We start from the raw sequence: 14,060 nt of genomic DNA, 5'->3' as shown, positions 1-14,060 counted from the left end.
CTGCGATGTCCGTCGTTCCTGCCGACAGGGACGACAAAAGGCGGCACCCACAAGTGCCGACGCCTACTGCTGGACGCCGGGCGGGGTGTCGCCTTCGCGGCAATCATAACCGGACAGATGGTCGGGGGTACGGTGGTCTCGGATCGGCGTTCAGGGGTTCGGACAATCGATGCTCCACCGAGTGAGGAGATGCGATATGACCGACAGCGCACGCCGGCTCGACGACGATACGGCCCTGTCGTCGTTGGCCGCCGCGATCGAGGATCTGGATCTGGTCCGCTCGTCGCACCAGCCCGAAGATGTCGCACTGACGACGATCTGCACGCGCGTCGTCTCCGCGATTTCCGACGCCGACGCCGCCGGAATCACCGTGTTCCGTCGCGGAAAGCCCGAGACCGTGGCCAGTACCAGCACCTTCGTGCTGACTGTCGACCACGCTCAGTACCGGCACGGCCAAGGTCCGTGCATCGAGTCCGCGTTGACCCGCGAGCTGGTCCGAGCGGACCTCACGGACGCCGAGCGCCGCTGGCCCGATTTCGCGGCCGAAGTGGCCGACGTGGACATCACCAGTTTCCTGTCCGCGCCCATCACGGCGGGTGACACGTATGTCGGCGCCCTCAACCTCTACAGCCACAGCGGCCACCGGTTCGATTCGGTGGACGAGACGGCCATGCGCATCTACATCAACGCCGCCCAGTCCGTCCTGACCGGAGTCGAGCAGTACGGCCACGCGAACCGGCAGGCACAGGACTACGCCGCAGCCCTGGAATCGCGCGCCGCGATCGAGCAGGTGAAGGGTGCGTTGATGCTCGGGCTCAACGTCTCGGCGGACAAGGCGTTCGATCTGCTGCTGTGGCGTTCTCAGCAGACCAACATCAAGGTGCGGGCACTGTGCGAGCAGTTGATCTCGGACATCGCCGCGCTCGGCGATGCTCCCGAGTCACTGGCCGGCGAGTTGGGCAAACTGCTCATGACCGTCCACGACCGCGTCGGCTCGAACGGGTAGACGGGTCCTCTCCCCGAGTCAACGGGGGACGTGCTCGACGACCCCGGCCGCTCGCCGCAGTATGTCGCTGGTGCGTCGCAACGTGGCCGACGTCGCCGCTCCCCCGGTCCGACGCGACGTCGTGTCCAGAACGTCGCGGGCCCGGTCCAGGACGGTCAGCGGGAGCGCCGCCACCACGTTGCCCGGTGGGCGACGCGCCACCACCGGGTGTGGCCGGGTGGGCGCCGTTCGCCGCACTGCCTCCCACGCATAGCCGAGCCGTTGCAGCTGGGTGTCGTTCAGGCGGGCGCGCAGCATCGGGAACAGCCGGTCCTCCTCGTCGCGCACGTCTTCGCGCAGCAGCACCGTGATGCGATCGAACAGTTCCCTACCCTCGGGTGACTCGTGGCCGCGCACCTCGAGTTCGGAGAACAACTCGTTGATCTCCTGATGCTCCTGCTCGATCTCGAGAGTCGACGACTCCCCCTCGGGCAACCACTTCCGGATCGCCGGCCACAGCACCGACTCCTCGGCGAAGGCGTGGGGGAACACCAAGCGGCACAACGCCGTCAGAGTATCGGCGCGCTCGCGGCCTGTCGCGGTGTCCAGACGCCTCAGGAGCTCGTCGAGTTCGATGTGGTCGCGGCGTTGCCGGGCAAGGACACTGGTGCGCCCGCCGAGTTGTTCCACCGTGGCGTCGGCGATGGACGGGAGGGACTCGTCGTGGTCGGTCATGCTGATCACCATTTTCCGGGGGTGTCGGTGACGGCGTCGAGTGCGAACTCCACGCCGTACGTGTTCAGGGTGGGCGGCAGGGGGTCGGTCGTCATCGGCCGCGACAGGCGGACCCGAGCGCGGGCCAGCAGGGACGCCAGCATCGCCGACGTGGACATCAGCACCAGGTTCCTACCCGGGCGCACCACAGGACCCGCGCTGAACGGGACCAACTGGGGATACTTCTCCGCAATGCCGTCGAGCCAGATGCGCGGCGTGAACCGATTCGCGAACGGGAGCGCCTCGTCGTCGCGGTGAAAGCCCGACGCCAGGATCGCGAACGACGTCCCGGCCCGGATCGAGCGGGTCCCGTGGGGACCCGACCAGTGCGTGTCCACGGTCGAATCCCGCAGGATCGCCGGGGTCGTCGGCCACAGCCGCAGCGATTCGAGAAGGCAGGCCCTGAGGTACGGGAGCTCTCGCGGGCGACCCGCGTCTCCCGAATTCGCTTCGTCCCGTGCCGGTTCGCCCTCCTCCGGGTGCGCCGCGATCAACGCGAGAGCCCGTACCGCGGCCATCCCGGCGGCGTCGAAGGCGAACAACCACTGCGGGATCTGACCCACCGGGTCCACTGCTCCACCGACCCGCGCCTCGGCGATGACCGACGCTAGCGAATTCGGTTCCGCCGCAGCGACATAACGGTACAGATCGTCGATGAACGCGTCCTTCAGCCGTCGTCGACGCGGGCTGAAGTACGACCAGTTGCCTTCTCCGCGCAACGACCGGAGACGATCGGTCACCTGCTCGCGTCGCGGGCGGAGGCGCCCAGCACGACGCGGCGCACGATGCGCCACCACATCCGCAGCAGATCGTCCGCAGCGAGGGTGCCGGATGCACCGGACAGAAGCGTGTCCACCTCCTCGTCCACCACGGCCACGAATGGCACCGCCAGATGATGCATCGGCTGCGGCGTGTCCAGTACGTGCTCGTTCAGGGCGCGGCGCTGCTCACGCACCCGGCCTCGGGAGATCAACACCCCGTGCGGCTGGAACGGCCCCAGCGCCCCGATCTTCTCCCGACTCGCCGCCGTGAAGTCCTCCGGCGACTCGACGAGGACGCGGTGGACATCGGCGGGGTCGAGGACGACGGCCACGGTGCGCCCGGGCATCTTCAGCTGCACCGGCGCCGATCCGTGCGCCTGGCGGAGCTCCCGCATCGCGGACAGGGTGGCCGCGTCGGCACCCACCTTCTCTGCCATCGCCATGGCTGCCGGGCGACGCAGGATCACTCCCGCCGCGATCGACGGGCCCATCAGTCTCACCGCGTACCGGAGCGCACGGGGACCGGCGAGAACGGACGTGTCGTCGGGTCGCGAGTCGGTCATGGCGCTGCGTTACCCGCGACTGGGCGCTCGAAACTGGCCCGACCCGTCTCCTCGCTGGAGCAATTCCGCGTGCTCGCGCGAATTCGGGGGTCAGACGGCAGAAGCGACGATGGCGCGCGCTCGCTCGGACATCGGTACGAGCGTGCGTCGTGCCTCGACGACCAGCATGGCGGTCGCGGTCGCGATGTCGACACCTCGAAGCTCCGCGAGCACCCCGATGGCCTGATCGATGACGGCGGAATCGTCGAGAACCCGGCGTCGACGCCGGGCCTCGGCCGACAGGCGCTCCTCGCCGTCCGTGTCGGCACTCACCGCGAGTGCCGTCAGGTCCGCCACTGCCTGCACGAATGCCGCGGCGCTTCCGCCGGACCGCCACGGGCCGACCGTGTGGACGACCACCCCGGGGAGAACTCGAGATCGTCGGCCAGGACCGCCGCGCCCGTCCGGACGCACATCGTGGCCGGACCCGTGACGGACAGCGACCTGTCCACCGATCCGCTGGACGCCACCGACACCAGGTCGAAGTCGTCGCCGTCCGGTGCGGATGCCGCGTCCATCACGACGGACACCGCCGCCGCGTCGAGCACGTCACGCGTTCGAGTCGCCACGACGTGCAGGACGTACGAGATGTCCACGCCGGAGCTGAGATGACCGGTGAGCTCGGCGAGGACGACGACGGGCGACGGGTTGTCGGGACCGTCGCCCGAGGTGTCGACATCCTGTCGATCGAAGGTCGGAGGAAGGGTCACGACGGCTGTCCTTTCGTCGTCGAGTCGGAAGCGGTGTCGTCGGCGGAGAAGCGAACCTTGCGTTCGACCACCTCGCGAGCGAGGTCGTCCACCGGCCTCCGCGCGCTGTACGCGGCGGCACGCAGGCGCGCGAGCGCCTCGGTCGGAGAGACCCTCAGTTGCACGGTGATCATGCCGACTGCCAGATTGACGTAGGGCCTGGTGCGGTGATCGCCCAGCGAACTGATGTCCGGCGAGCCCCACTTGTCCACCGTGTGGCCGAGTTTCGGAGCGAACGCCTCGAGAAGGCTGACGGCTGCGGCATCGGCGGTCAGTTGGGCCAGTGCTGCGAATTCCTCGCTCAGTGCACCCGTCGACGCGCGATACAGCTCGAGCACGCCGAAGACCGTCGACCCTCCGCGGAGGGGAAATGCGAACAGGGCGGAGGCGCCCCCGTTGGAGGCGTCCGCGGCGAACCCGGGCCAGTGCTCCTCGGCCTCCGTGTCCAGATCCGCGACGAGGACGGACGTGCCACGGTCGAACGAATCGACGCACGGGCCCTGACCGGTCGTGAACTGCAGTTCGTCCAGGTACTGGGCGACCGCATCGGTCGCGTAGACGAGTTCACGGGTGTTGCCGCTCATCACCGTGATCGCTGCGCCGTCCACGTCCACCAGCGAGACGACGCTGCGGCAGAGGTCGGGAATGTCGGTGATGGCCAACGACCCGTCCGCGTCGTCGTCTCCACCGGACCCTTTCGTCATGCCTGTGCCAGCTCCTTGCTCGTCGACGCTCGATCGCCGTGCTCTCCATGCAGATTCTGCGGCAAGGATGCCCGACGTACCATCATCCAACCGTCACGAGAACACATCGATCACAATGTACGACCGGCGTATCGTCCGAACCGGACACCGCACCGACAGAGAGCCGAACGCGATGAGCTCCGACCCTGTCGACAACGATCGGCCGGACCCGTTGGGATCCGACGCGTTCCGCCGTCTGCTCCGAACGGACGGCGATGTGGCGCAGTCCCTCGCCGACGCGCTGTCGATCCGGATCGAGAGCGCCGACGACGTCCTGGAACTCGCGGCACGAGTCTCTGCGTTGGCCGTCCGATACGTACCCGGAGTGGACAGCGCCGCCGTGACGCTGGCCTTCGACACGGTTCGCCCGTTCACGGCGGCCGCCACCGACCAGTCGTCGTCGTCCCTGGACCGCGCGCAGTACGACATCGGCGACGGCCCGTCCCTTCGTGCCCTGCGAACCGGAACCGTCGTCGACATGTCCGTCGACGACCTGGACGGAACGTGGTCCGTCCTGGCCCGGTTCGCGCGATCGGCCGGCATCGGTCGGATCACGGCGTACCCGGTCCTGTCGGAGTCGGCCGACACCCTGGGCACCGTGAATCTCTACAGCAGGAACACGGCTCGCGTCGCGCCCACGCACGTGTGCGAGGACGTGATCGCGGTGCTGGTGACGTATCTCTGCGCGTCCCTCACGACGCTGGGCCTCGAGTCGTCGTGGCGCCGCGCCGCCGATCGCGTGAAGGACTTGATGGACGCACGCGTCGTGATCGATCTCGCGATCGGCATCCTCATGATTCGTCGGGACTGCGACCTACCGGCAGCGGTGAGTGCCCTGAACGATCTCGCGTTCGGAAACGGAACGACGCTTCACGACGCGGCCGTCGCCGTGGTCGACTCGATCGACGGGGTCTGACCTCAGTACGCGCCGTCGCTGCTGACGACAGCTTTCAACGTCTTGAGCACGATGAGCAGATCACCGGTCATCGACCAGTTCTCGACGTAACTCAGGTCCAGGCGCACCGACTCCTCCCAGGAGAGATCGGATCGCCCGCTGACTTGCCACAGACCCGTGAGACCCGGCTTGACCAGCAGCCGGCGTCGTACGTCGCCGTCGTAGGTCTCGACTTCGCGGCGCAACGGCGGACGCGGACCCACCACGGACATCTCGCGCCGAACGACGTTGAAGAACTGGGGAAGCTCGTCGATGCTCAACCGCCGCATGACCCGTCCCACCGTGGTCACGCGCGGGTCCTCGCGCATCTTGAACAGAACCCCGCCCACACTGTCGTTGTGCGACAGCAGGTCGGCGACCTTGGTGTCCGCATCCTGGACCATCGAGCGGAACTTGATCATCTGGAACGGCTTGCCGTCCAGCCCCATCCGTTCCGAGCGGTAGAAGACCGGGCCCCTGCTCGTGAGCTTGATCAGCAGGGCGACGATGAGGAGCATCGGCGCCACGAGTGTCAGGGCCGCGATCGCGAACACCAGGTCGAAGGCCGTCTTCCCGAACCTGCTGGCGCCGTTGTACTGCGGCTTCTCGACGTGGATGAGCGGCAGACCCGCCACCGGACGCATGTGCAGGCGCGGGCCGGCGACGTCGACGACGCCGGGAGCGACGACCAGGTCGACGTTCTTCTTCTCCAGGTCCCACACCATCCGGCGGATACCGTCGTGGCCGATGTGGTCGGTGGCCGTCACGGCGACCGTGTCCGCGCCGGACACCTCGATCGCGTCGAGAACGTCCTGCTCCGTGCCCAGCACGGGAATCTCGAGTCCGTCCACCGACAGCTGCTCGTCGTCCACCAGCTGCGTCCGGGGAAGACAGACACCCACGACCGAGTACCCGGCGGAACCGTCGCGACTGAACGATCGGGCCATCGACAGGGCCGAACTGAGACTGCCGACGATGACCACGGCGGTCTGATACCGGCCGTGACGCCGGGCCTTGGCCACGTGCCGGCGGAAGAGCCATCGAGTCGTGAGCAATCCCGCCAACCCGACCGGAAGCGCGATGGCGAGATACCCGCGCGCGAGTTCCGCTCGGAAGAGCAGCGACACGATCGCGACGAGACCGAACAACCGGAACGTCGCCGAGAGGATTCGTCGGTACTCCTCCGCGCCGGATCCCAGCACCCGCGGAGAGCGGGTGCGGAAGATGGCGAGGAAGGCGATCCACGTCGCGGCGAGGATCACGGAGACGGCGGTGTAGTTGAACGCGGCCATCACCGATTCCCGGGCGGGGGTGCCGAACCGAACCAACTGCGCACAGGCGACCGCGGCCACGACGACCGTCACGTCGGTGACGCGAACGCGATGGATGTACCCGCGCTCCCACTCTCGACGTGACGACGGTCGACGGACTCGCCTCGTCCGAGTCAGGGCAGCAACCGACCGCTCGGCGCCGTGCTCAGGACTCGGAGCAATCACGTTCGGCCTCGATTCTGGACTCGGCAGCGGGGTCGAGTGCGGTGATGCACTGTCGAAACCCTATTGCCTCACCGGACAACCCGCCCAGACAAGCACAGTGCGATGGATCACATCGCCTGTTCTCACAGAATTAATATATTGGACTCAAAGGTCGTCCGAAATGGGCCGGACCAATTCTTTCCGACCGCTGACATAAAAGACGATTCGCGATGCCACATCGATTATCTGGTCGGCATATCGCTCGAAATACCGACCGAGAAGGGCGATGTCGACGGCGTTCATCACATCGTGCCCGTATTCGTCCAGCGATACGGTGTCGATGACCGTTGTCTTCAATGCGTCGACTCTGTCGTTCTGCGCACTGAGCGAACCGACCGTGTCGAGGTCGTTGGTGCGCAGCGCCTCGACGATGCTGCGTGACATCTGCAGACACAGGTCGCTCATCTCGCGGAACTGTGGCGCAAGGTGATCCGGGACGATCGGCTCCGGGAAACGGCGACGAGCGGCTTCGGCGATGTGGACCGCCAATCCCGCCATTCGTGCCAGATCACTACTGATGCGCACGGTGGAGAACACGCGACGAAGATCCGCGGCCACCGGCGCCTGCAACGCCAGAACCGTCACCGCCTGATCCTCGCACCGCGCCCCCAGCGCACCCAGCGACTCACCGCGCGCGATGACACTCTCCGCGACGGAAAGATTCACATCGAGCAGCGCCGTGCTGGCATCCCGCATGACCGACTCGGCAGCGTCCGCGAGTGCACAGAGATCAGCGTTCAACTCGTCGAGTTGCACCGTGTAGGCATTGCGCATGTTCTCGTCATTCTCCTGCGGGCGTCGGACGTGCGAAGGCGTAGATACCCGCGCTGTCGGCGTTTCAACCCAGAAGAGCACCGATATCGGACGCGGGTACCGCACGAGAGTAGAGAAAACCTTGGACGCGTGTGCACCCATTACGCCGCGCGGATGCAAGTTGAGCGTCGGTTTCGATACCTTCGATCACCAGAGTGCGGTCCGTATCGGCCGCAAAACCTGCCAGCGCGCGCACCAGGGAGTCGCCGGCGGGCGTACCGAGAGTTCTCGCGATGGCCGCATCGATCTTGAATCCGTCGACCGGATACTCGATCAGTCGCTCGAGGGAGGAGAAGCCGATTCCGATGTCGTCGAGCAGCACGCGGAAGCCCTCGGCCTGCAGCGCGACGACGAAGTCGTGAGCTCGCGCTCGGTCGGCGTTCGAGCGGGTCTCGGTGAGTTCGAAGACGACACGGCTCGGCGGAACGCCGGACCGGCTCACGATGCCCACGAGGAACTGCACGGCATCGGGTGTGACCAGGTGCCGAGCGGACAGGTTCACGTGGAGATCGACGTCCTCGGCCAACCAGGACTCGAACCGCACCAGCGCAGCGACCAGCACGGCGTGGTCGACGTCGATCTCGAGCTCGCTGCCCTCGATCGACGGGAGGAAGTCCGCCGGGCTCACCACCGTGATGTCGGTACCGTCGGCCGTCGGCCGGTGCCAGCGCGCGAGCGCCTCCACCGCGGTGACGGTGCCGGACCCGATGTCGACGACGGGCTGGAACCACGGCACGATCTCGCCGGCGATCACCGCGTCGGCGACGATGCGATCGCGGAGCGAGAACAGGGACCGGCCTCGCGCACGCATGCCCTCGAGGTGCGTCTCGACGAGTCGAGCGAACTCGAGCAGGGTGGAGACGGTGTACTCGTCCGCCGGGTGCGGATCGTCGTCGACGAGGCACAGTGTGCCCACGACGAGGCCCTCACGGCCGTACAGCGGGACGGCGACGTAGGAACCGCACGATGCCGCGAACACCGACTCGGACGCTGCTGCGTGCGCGGGATCGGCGGAGAATCGACCGCGGTCGGCGTCGGGAACCACCACGGGGCCGGCACTGTCGACGACGAACGCGCAGGTCGCGGTCGATCGGGGACGCATTGCCATCGTGTCGCCGCTGCTCTGGGCCAGCGTGTACTGAGTGTCGGCGTCGAGGATGTTGACCATGGCCTGACCGAAACCCAGGGTCGTGGCGGCGAGGGATGTCAGCGTGCTCAGGGCCGGATCGCTGACCGAGAAGTCGACGTAGTGGCGCGCGGACTCGCTCTGGCGCCTGGCCGCAGTCCTGTGCATCGCACTTCCGTTCTTTCGCAGGACCCCGCAATCCTGAACAACCGATCGAAGATATTTCAGTGATTCGTACCTGTTCCCCGCCCGTATCGGTCACGGACGAGACAATGTTTCACGCGAACCGAGAAGGTCACACTTTACCGCCTCGGAAACAGCCACCGCGACCATTTACCGTCGACGTATCATCGGCCGATGACGGCGGACGACAGCCTTCGCGGTTCCGAGTGGAACGCTCGCGAGCGCAACGAGACGGACACTCAGCGGCTGGACCGGAACTGGTCGAACCTGCTGCAAGAACTGCGCGTCGTCCAGACCGGCATCCAATTGCTCACCGGGTTCCTGTTGACGCTTCCCTTCCAGGCTCGATTCCCGGAGCTGCGAACGTACGAACAGGTGATCTACCTGGTCACGTTGGGCGCTTCCGTGACGGCGACCATTCTGCTGGTCGCTCCTGTGGCATTGCACAGAATCCTTTTCCGTCGCCGAGCGCTCCGACAACTCGTCGACTACGCGAACCGCTTCGCCATCATCGGGTTCGTCCTCCTCGGCATCGCCATGTCCGGCGTCCCGATCATCATTTTCGGCCTGGTCGTCGGTCCGGTGGCAGGGGTGGTCGCGGGCGCCGTGTCCGCCTGCCTCTTCGCGACGGTCTGCATCGCGCTCCCCTTACGTGTGCGGCGCACACTCGGTCCCCAGCAGTGATGTGCGCCATCGAGGTGATAAATCGCCCGATGTGGGTACACGAGGTTTGTGATCACCTCGATATCGGACGGCGCGCCCGCTACCGCCACGAGTGATTCATCGTCCGACCTGGTGATGGACGCCATCCCAGCCGACGCTGTGCGGCTGACGGCAGTACGCACCTCGGTTCTCGCGTGGCTGCGGATGCGCGGTCTGGACGAGGACACCTGCCAGGACATCACACTCGCCACCTACGAGGCACTGGCCAACGGCGTCGAGCACGCCTACGACCACGCGCCGAGCGGCGGTCCGGGCACCATCGACCTGCGAGCGGAGTTCGGCCCCGAGGGCAGCGTCGTGATCCGCGTGACAGATCAGGGCATCTGGACGATCAGCGCCGACGACCCACGCCGAGGACGAGGACTGCCGTTGATCCACGCCCTGGCACACGAGGCATCCGTCGAGACGACGGATCAGGGAACGACAGTCGTCATGCGATGGATGGGCGACCGCGCCGTCTCACGATGACGGTCACACGACGAGTGCGGCGTGACGGGGCTGCGACTCGACTGTTCGGATCGGTCCGCTGATAGGTGAACCCGACCGTCGCGCAGCCAACAATGCCGCGCCGGTGGCCGCGATGGATTGCGGTTCCTGCGGCATGACGAGGGACGAACCCCATTCACGGGCGAACACGCCGCGGAGCAACGGGAGGTTCGCCGGACCGCCGGCGAGTACGACAGCGTCGACCTGCCGCGGCCCCCGACGTACGACATCTCTGACCCAGTCCGCCGCGTCGGAGACGTAGTCGAGCATCAAGCGATCGACGGTAGTGCGCCAGACGTTCACGGTGCCACCGACGAACGGGCCGCTGACACGCACGACGCGATGCAGGGCGATCATTTCCATCGCCCATTCCACGCCGTCGGTCAAGGACTGAGAGTCGCTGGGCGACAACGGATCCGACGTTCCGTATGCGGAGAGCAGATGTTCACGCACGCTGTCCGCGAAAGCGCTGCCACGGAACCTGTCGGTCCAGGCTGCGTCCTGTACGAAGCCGGTGGCGACATCGACGACCGACACCGACGTTCCGCTCTTGCCCATGTCGACGATGGCCACGGTGGACCCGGCCTCGACCAGACCCCGCATGCGCAGGTACATCAACTGCGCTCCGAGTTCGGATGCCAGGCGGACACATCCACCGGAATGTATCGACAGCGCAATGGTTCCGATGCGGGAGCAGGGCTCGTCCGGGACCACCAGGACTGCACTGTCGCGGTCCGCTCCGTGCCGGGCGCAGACGGAATCGACGACCTCGACCGCCACTTCCAACCGGTCACGTCCGCGGACCACCGGCACGGATTCGGTGCCGAGAAGCGCGCGACCCATCGGGTCCATGACTGCTGCCCGGATTGCCGACGCACCGAGAGAAATTCCGACCACTGCTCGCATGACCCGCCCCGTTCGTACCTGTTCGTACTCGCAGCCTATGTTGCCGAACAGGGAAAAGGTCGGTTCTCCAGCGTCCCGCACGATCTTTGGTTGGTTTCACTACGAGCCGACGGTTTCACTCCGCGTCGGACGAGCCTCCGTCGGGCGCCGGACCGTCGGAGGGGTCGGGCGTAGTGGGCTCCGGCGCCGGATCCGTGTCGGTGACGACCGGCCCGCCTCCGATATCGGTGCCACCCGTGCCGGTGCCGTCCGTTCCGGTACCCGAGCCCGATCCGCCGGTCCCTGTACCCGAACCTGTGCCGCCGGTCCCTGTGCCTGTGCCTGTGCCGCCCGAGCCACCGGACCCTGTGCTACCGGATCCTCCGGTGGCGGTCGGCTCCTCGTCCGTACCGGTCACCCTCGGCGTCGAGGACCCGGCGGACGGCGATGCCGGCCTCGGCCGCGGCGCAGCGGGCGATGCGGAGCCGGCAGCCGGAGCCTGCGCTGCGCCGGTACCGAGAGGGCCCGGATCGATGACCAGGCCGTCGCTCGACGTGGTGGCCGGCACGCCCGGCTGCGTCGAACCCGGCGCAGAGGGCGCGGGCCGAGCCGGAGACGAGGCGGGCGCCGCGGGATTCGGCTCGATGGTCGTGTCGCTCTCGGCGACCGAGTCGGCCCCGGTCCGCGTCACACCGGCGATCTCGGCGTCGCGCGCACCGGTGACGGCCCACACGGCGAACGATCCCGCGATGACGGCCGCGGCGATACCGGCTCCGACCACTGCGTAACCACGTCGAGTGTCCGCCGGAACGGGCTCGGGCAGCGCGAGAACGACAGGTATGGGTCCGGTCTGCGCATCCGACACGACCGCATCCGACGACACCGCCACGGCGACGGCAGGTGAATACGACAGGTCGGTGTCGACGGCGTCGACCAGGGTGACGTCGCTGATGTGCTGATCGGCCAGCGCGCGAGCGATCGGTTCGCGCAGCGCCGGCGACTCGAGGAGTACGGCAGTTCCCCAGACGGGCAGGTCGGCACGAGCGGCGCGGAGCCGCATCAGCCCGACCGCCGTGGCCACGGCGGAGCCCACGGCCGCGGAGTCGCCCCCGAGATCGGTGACCCGCTCGTCGACCGGTCCCAGATGCGGGAGTTCGACGTCGACGAGTGCCGCGGTCACGTCATCGGCAGTCGCCGAGATACCCAGCACGATGTGCACGTCTCTCCCCCTTCTGTTCGTTCGTTCGGTCGTGCGCTGACGGTCAGTTGACGCGGGTTCCGGTCGAGGTCGGCGCCGGGACCGTGGTCGTCGGTCGGACCGTGGTGGTGACCGGCGCGGAGGGCGCGGTCGTCACTGCCGACGTGGTGGGCCGGTTGTTCGGTCGACGCGTCGTCGTCACGGGCGACTCCTGCTCTGTGGGAGCCGCCTCCTGAGGTTGCGTCGGGGCGGCCACGGGCCGGCGACTCTGCGGCGTGGGCTCGGTGACGGCGGTGGTCGACGGCGCATCGGTCACATCCGTGACGGATGTCGTGGTCGTGGTCGAGGTGCGCGTCGACGGCTCCACCGATGTCGTGGCAGGCGGCGCCTGCGGCGATTCGGTATCAGGCGTCGTGGTCTCGGCGGTCGTCGGGGAGACGGAGGAGGTCACGACGACACGATCGGCCGACCGCACGTCGACGTCCTCCGACTGGCCCGACGCTGCCGCTGCGGCTCCGAGGGTCACGGCCGCCAGGAGCGCCGACGTACCGACGACCACGCCGACACGCGAGCGGCGTCGACGCCGCGCCGGCCGTGAGCGACGTACGGGAACGGACGACCGCGCCGGTGGCGGTGTCGGGAGAACCGCACGCGAGACCGGCGTGAGCACCGTGGTGACGGAGTCGTCGGCCGGAAACTGGTCGGGGACTGGGAACGGCGCGCTCATCGGAGCGGGTGGGATCACCGTGGACAGGTGCGCCGCGCCGAGTGCTGCGAAGTGCTGCGGGTACCGGGCGACGACCATCGGGACGGCGACGTGCTCGGTCACCACGCGCTGGAGGAAGGGAATGTGCGCACCGCCGCCGACGAGCAGCACGGCGTCGACGCCCTGCGTGACCGCATCGCTCAGATGGCCCAGGAACTCCGCAAGCAACGGAGCGACGAGAAGTTCGAAGTCCGTGCGGCGCAACCGGACCGGATCGACGACGAACGGCCCGGACAGGTCGACGGCGCGCTCGTCCGACAGCATCTCCTTGGCGACGACGCTGTCCCGAGCCAGGTTCTGCACGGCGGCAGGGCTCATCTTCTCGGCAGCGCCGAACGTGGCCGCGAGGTACTCGGCGACAGCAGCATCGATGGCGTCACCGCTGAGTTCCGCAGTGCCGGCGCTGAAGTACAACTCGCCCGTAGAGGTGTCGAGAACGTGCACACGGGTGCCCACTCGGCCCAGGTCCACGATGGCGACGGTGCGGGCGAATTCGAGGGAGCCGTCCATGCGAGCCGCGGCGAGGAAGGCATCGCACTCGCCGATCAGGCGGACGCCGCCCGGTCCGTACACGTCCTCGGGATCACCGCCCACTGCCATGACGGGCGCGTCGCGGGCCCATCCCAGTTCGGCGGACATGTCCGCGGCAGCGGTCGACGCATCGGTCAGCGGATGCAGGGCGTCGGTGAACGACGTCCGCGCCTCGACCAGACGGCCCCCGCCGTCCACGACCACTCCACGTACACACCCGGTGCTCATGGAGACACCGAACGTTTCCGTGTCGGAGCGCATCATGG

The 14,060-nt window shown here is 67.6% G+C and carries 16 protein-coding genes; 4 read left to right on the top strand and 12 right to left on the bottom strand.

What is annotated here, in order from left to right:
- Positions 1 to 196 precede the first annotated feature (196 nt).
- The gene (locus tag AC0IX4_RS02310; RefSeq protein ID WP_471827878.1) at positions 197 to 1,006 is read left to right on the top strand and encodes a GAF and ANTAR domain-containing protein; all 810 of its coding nucleotides are present in this window, start codon (positions 197 to 199) and stop codon (positions 1,004 to 1,006) included.
- A gap of 18 nt (positions 1,007 to 1,024) precedes the next feature.
- Here the strand turns inward: AC0IX4_RS02310 and AC0IX4_RS02305 are convergent, their stop codons facing one another.
- The 6 genes from AC0IX4_RS02305 to AC0IX4_RS02280 all read right to left on the bottom strand — a co-directional run bounded on the left by AC0IX4_RS02305 (position 1,025) and on the right by AC0IX4_RS02280 (position 4,575).
- Complete coding sequence (locus AC0IX4_RS02305; RefSeq protein WP_471827877.1) at positions 1,025 to 1,720, bottom strand: hemerythrin domain-containing protein; 696 nt, start codon at positions 1,718 to 1,720, stop codon at positions 1,025 to 1,027.
- Positions 1,721 to 1,725: 5 nt separating this feature from the next.
- Positions 1,726 to 2,499: a cytochrome P450 gene (locus AC0IX4_RS02300; RefSeq protein WP_471827876.1), complete on the bottom strand. Its 774-nt coding sequence runs from the start codon at positions 2,497 to 2,499 to the stop codon at positions 1,726 to 1,728.
- Positions 2,496 to 3,083, bottom strand: a complete 588-nt coding sequence (locus AC0IX4_RS02295; protein WP_471827875.1) for a cytochrome P450 — start codon at positions 3,081 to 3,083, stop codon at positions 2,496 to 2,498. The genes AC0IX4_RS02300 and AC0IX4_RS02295 overlap by 4 nt, the downstream gene beginning before the upstream one ends.
- A 90-nt stretch (positions 3,084 to 3,173) precedes the next feature.
- Complete coding sequence (locus AC0IX4_RS02290) at positions 3,174 to 3,395, bottom strand: ANTAR domain-containing protein (protein WP_471827874.1); 222 nt, start codon at positions 3,393 to 3,395, stop codon at positions 3,174 to 3,176.
- An 11-nt stretch (positions 3,396 to 3,406) separates the two neighbouring features.
- Positions 3,407 to 3,832: a hypothetical protein gene (locus tag AC0IX4_RS02285; protein WP_471827873.1), complete on the bottom strand. Its 426-nt coding sequence runs from the start codon at positions 3,830 to 3,832 to the stop codon at positions 3,407 to 3,409.
- A complete protein-coding gene (locus AC0IX4_RS02280) occupies positions 3,829 to 4,575 on the bottom strand; it encodes a GAF domain-containing protein (RefSeq protein WP_052493104.1) in 747 nt (248 codons plus the stop codon). The genes AC0IX4_RS02285 and AC0IX4_RS02280 overlap by 4 nt, the downstream gene beginning before the upstream one ends.
- 172 nt (positions 4,576 to 4,747) lie before the next feature.
- Between AC0IX4_RS02280 and AC0IX4_RS02275 the strand changes: the two genes are divergently transcribed.
- Positions 4,748 to 5,530, top strand: coding sequence for an ANTAR domain-containing protein (locus AC0IX4_RS02275; RefSeq protein ID WP_471827872.1), 783 nt, complete (start codon positions 4,748 to 4,750; stop codon positions 5,528 to 5,530).
- A 2-nt stretch (positions 5,531 to 5,532) separates the two neighbouring features.
- On the opposite strand, the gene AC0IX4_RS02270 is transcribed toward AC0IX4_RS02275, so the two are convergent.
- The 3 genes from AC0IX4_RS02270 to AC0IX4_RS02260 form a co-directional block, all read right to left on the bottom strand.
- Positions 5,533 to 7,044 carry a sugar transferase gene (locus AC0IX4_RS02270; RefSeq protein ID WP_082042856.1) on the bottom strand — a complete coding sequence of 504 codons (1,512 nt, stop codon included), beginning with the start codon at positions 7,042 to 7,044 and terminating at the stop codon, positions 5,533 to 5,535.
- Between the two features lie 144 nt (positions 7,045 to 7,188).
- The gene (locus tag AC0IX4_RS02265; protein WP_471827871.1) at positions 7,189 to 8,016 is read right to left on the bottom strand and encodes a phosphate signaling complex PhoU family protein; all 828 of its coding nucleotides are present in this window, start codon (positions 8,014 to 8,016) and stop codon (positions 7,189 to 7,191) included.
- Positions 7,922 to 9,190 (bottom strand): sensor domain-containing phosphodiesterase, encoded by a 1,269-nt coding sequence (locus AC0IX4_RS02260; protein ID WP_471827870.1) that lies wholly within the window; start codon positions 9,188 to 9,190, stop codon positions 7,922 to 7,924. Before AC0IX4_RS02260 ends, AC0IX4_RS02265 begins: the two co-directional genes overlap by 95 nt.
- A gap of 189 nt (positions 9,191 to 9,379) precedes the next feature.
- Here AC0IX4_RS02260 and AC0IX4_RS02255 point away from each other — a divergent pair, with 189 nt between their 5' ends.
- On the top strand, positions 9,380 to 9,889 hold the full coding sequence (locus AC0IX4_RS02255; protein WP_471827869.1) for a DUF6328 family protein: 510 nt from the start codon (positions 9,380 to 9,382) through the stop codon (positions 9,887 to 9,889).
- A 48-nt stretch (positions 9,890 to 9,937) separates the two neighbouring features.
- Positions 9,938 to 10,396, top strand: coding sequence for an ATP-binding protein (locus AC0IX4_RS02250; protein ID WP_471827868.1), 459 nt, complete (start codon positions 9,938 to 9,940; stop codon positions 10,394 to 10,396).
- A 3-nt stretch (positions 10,397 to 10,399) separates the two neighbouring features.
- Here AC0IX4_RS02250 and AC0IX4_RS02245 read toward each other — a convergent pair whose 3' ends face one another.
- The 3 genes from AC0IX4_RS02245 to AC0IX4_RS02235 all read right to left on the bottom strand — a co-directional run bounded on the left by AC0IX4_RS02245 (position 10,400) and on the right by AC0IX4_RS02235 (position 14,058).
- Positions 10,400 to 11,320: an Hsp70 family protein gene (locus tag AC0IX4_RS02245; RefSeq protein ID WP_471827867.1), complete on the bottom strand. Its 921-nt coding sequence runs from the start codon at positions 11,318 to 11,320 to the stop codon at positions 10,400 to 10,402.
- A gap of 115 nt (positions 11,321 to 11,435) precedes the next feature.
- On the bottom strand, positions 11,436 to 12,518 hold the full coding sequence (locus AC0IX4_RS02240; RefSeq protein WP_471827866.1) for a hypothetical protein: 1,083 nt from the start codon (positions 12,516 to 12,518) through the stop codon (positions 11,436 to 11,438).
- A 43-nt stretch (positions 12,519 to 12,561) separates the two neighbouring features.
- Complete coding sequence (locus AC0IX4_RS02235) at positions 12,562 to 14,058, bottom strand: Hsp70 family protein (RefSeq protein WP_471827865.1); 1,497 nt, start codon at positions 14,056 to 14,058, stop codon at positions 12,562 to 12,564.
- Positions 14,059 to 14,060: the final 2 nt, after the last annotated feature.

The organism is Rhodococcus sp. AC861 (assembly GCF_979256035.1).
This window is presented reverse-complemented; position numbering and strand designations above follow the sequence as displayed.

What these genes read in the sequence shown, in the direction of transcription:
- AC0IX4_RS02235 (WP_471827865.1), bottom strand. Translation starts at nt 14,058, where the DNA reads ATGATGCGCTCCGACACGGAAACGTTCGGTGTCTCCATGAGCACCGGG.
- AC0IX4_RS02260 (WP_471827870.1), bottom strand. Translation starts at nt 9,190, where the DNA reads ATGCACAGGACTGCGGCCAGGCGCCAGAGCGAGTCCGCGCGCCACTAC.
- AC0IX4_RS02245 (WP_471827867.1), bottom strand. Translation starts at nt 11,320, where the DNA reads ATGCGAGCAGTGGTCGGAATTTCTCTCGGTGCGTCGGCAATCCGGGCA.
- AC0IX4_RS02305 (WP_471827877.1), bottom strand. Translation starts at nt 1,720, where the DNA reads ATGACCGACCACGACGAGTCCCTCCCGTCCATCGCCGACGCCACGGTG.
- AC0IX4_RS02295 (WP_471827875.1), bottom strand. Translation starts at nt 3,083, where the DNA reads ATGACCGACTCGCGACCCGACGACACGTCCGTTCTCGCCGGTCCCCGT.
- AC0IX4_RS02310 (WP_471827878.1), top strand. Translation starts at nt 197, where the DNA reads ATGACCGACAGCGCACGCCGGCTCGACGACGATACGGCCCTGTCGTCG.
- AC0IX4_RS02255 (WP_471827869.1), top strand. Translation starts at nt 9,380, where the DNA reads ATGACGGCGGACGACAGCCTTCGCGGTTCCGAGTGGAACGCTCGCGAG.
- AC0IX4_RS02275 (WP_471827872.1), top strand. Translation starts at nt 4,748, where the DNA reads ATGAGCTCCGACCCTGTCGACAACGATCGGCCGGACCCGTTGGGATCC.
- AC0IX4_RS02280 (WP_052493104.1), bottom strand. Translation starts at nt 4,575, where the DNA reads ATGACGAAAGGGTCCGGTGGAGACGACGACGCGGACGGGTCGTTGGCC.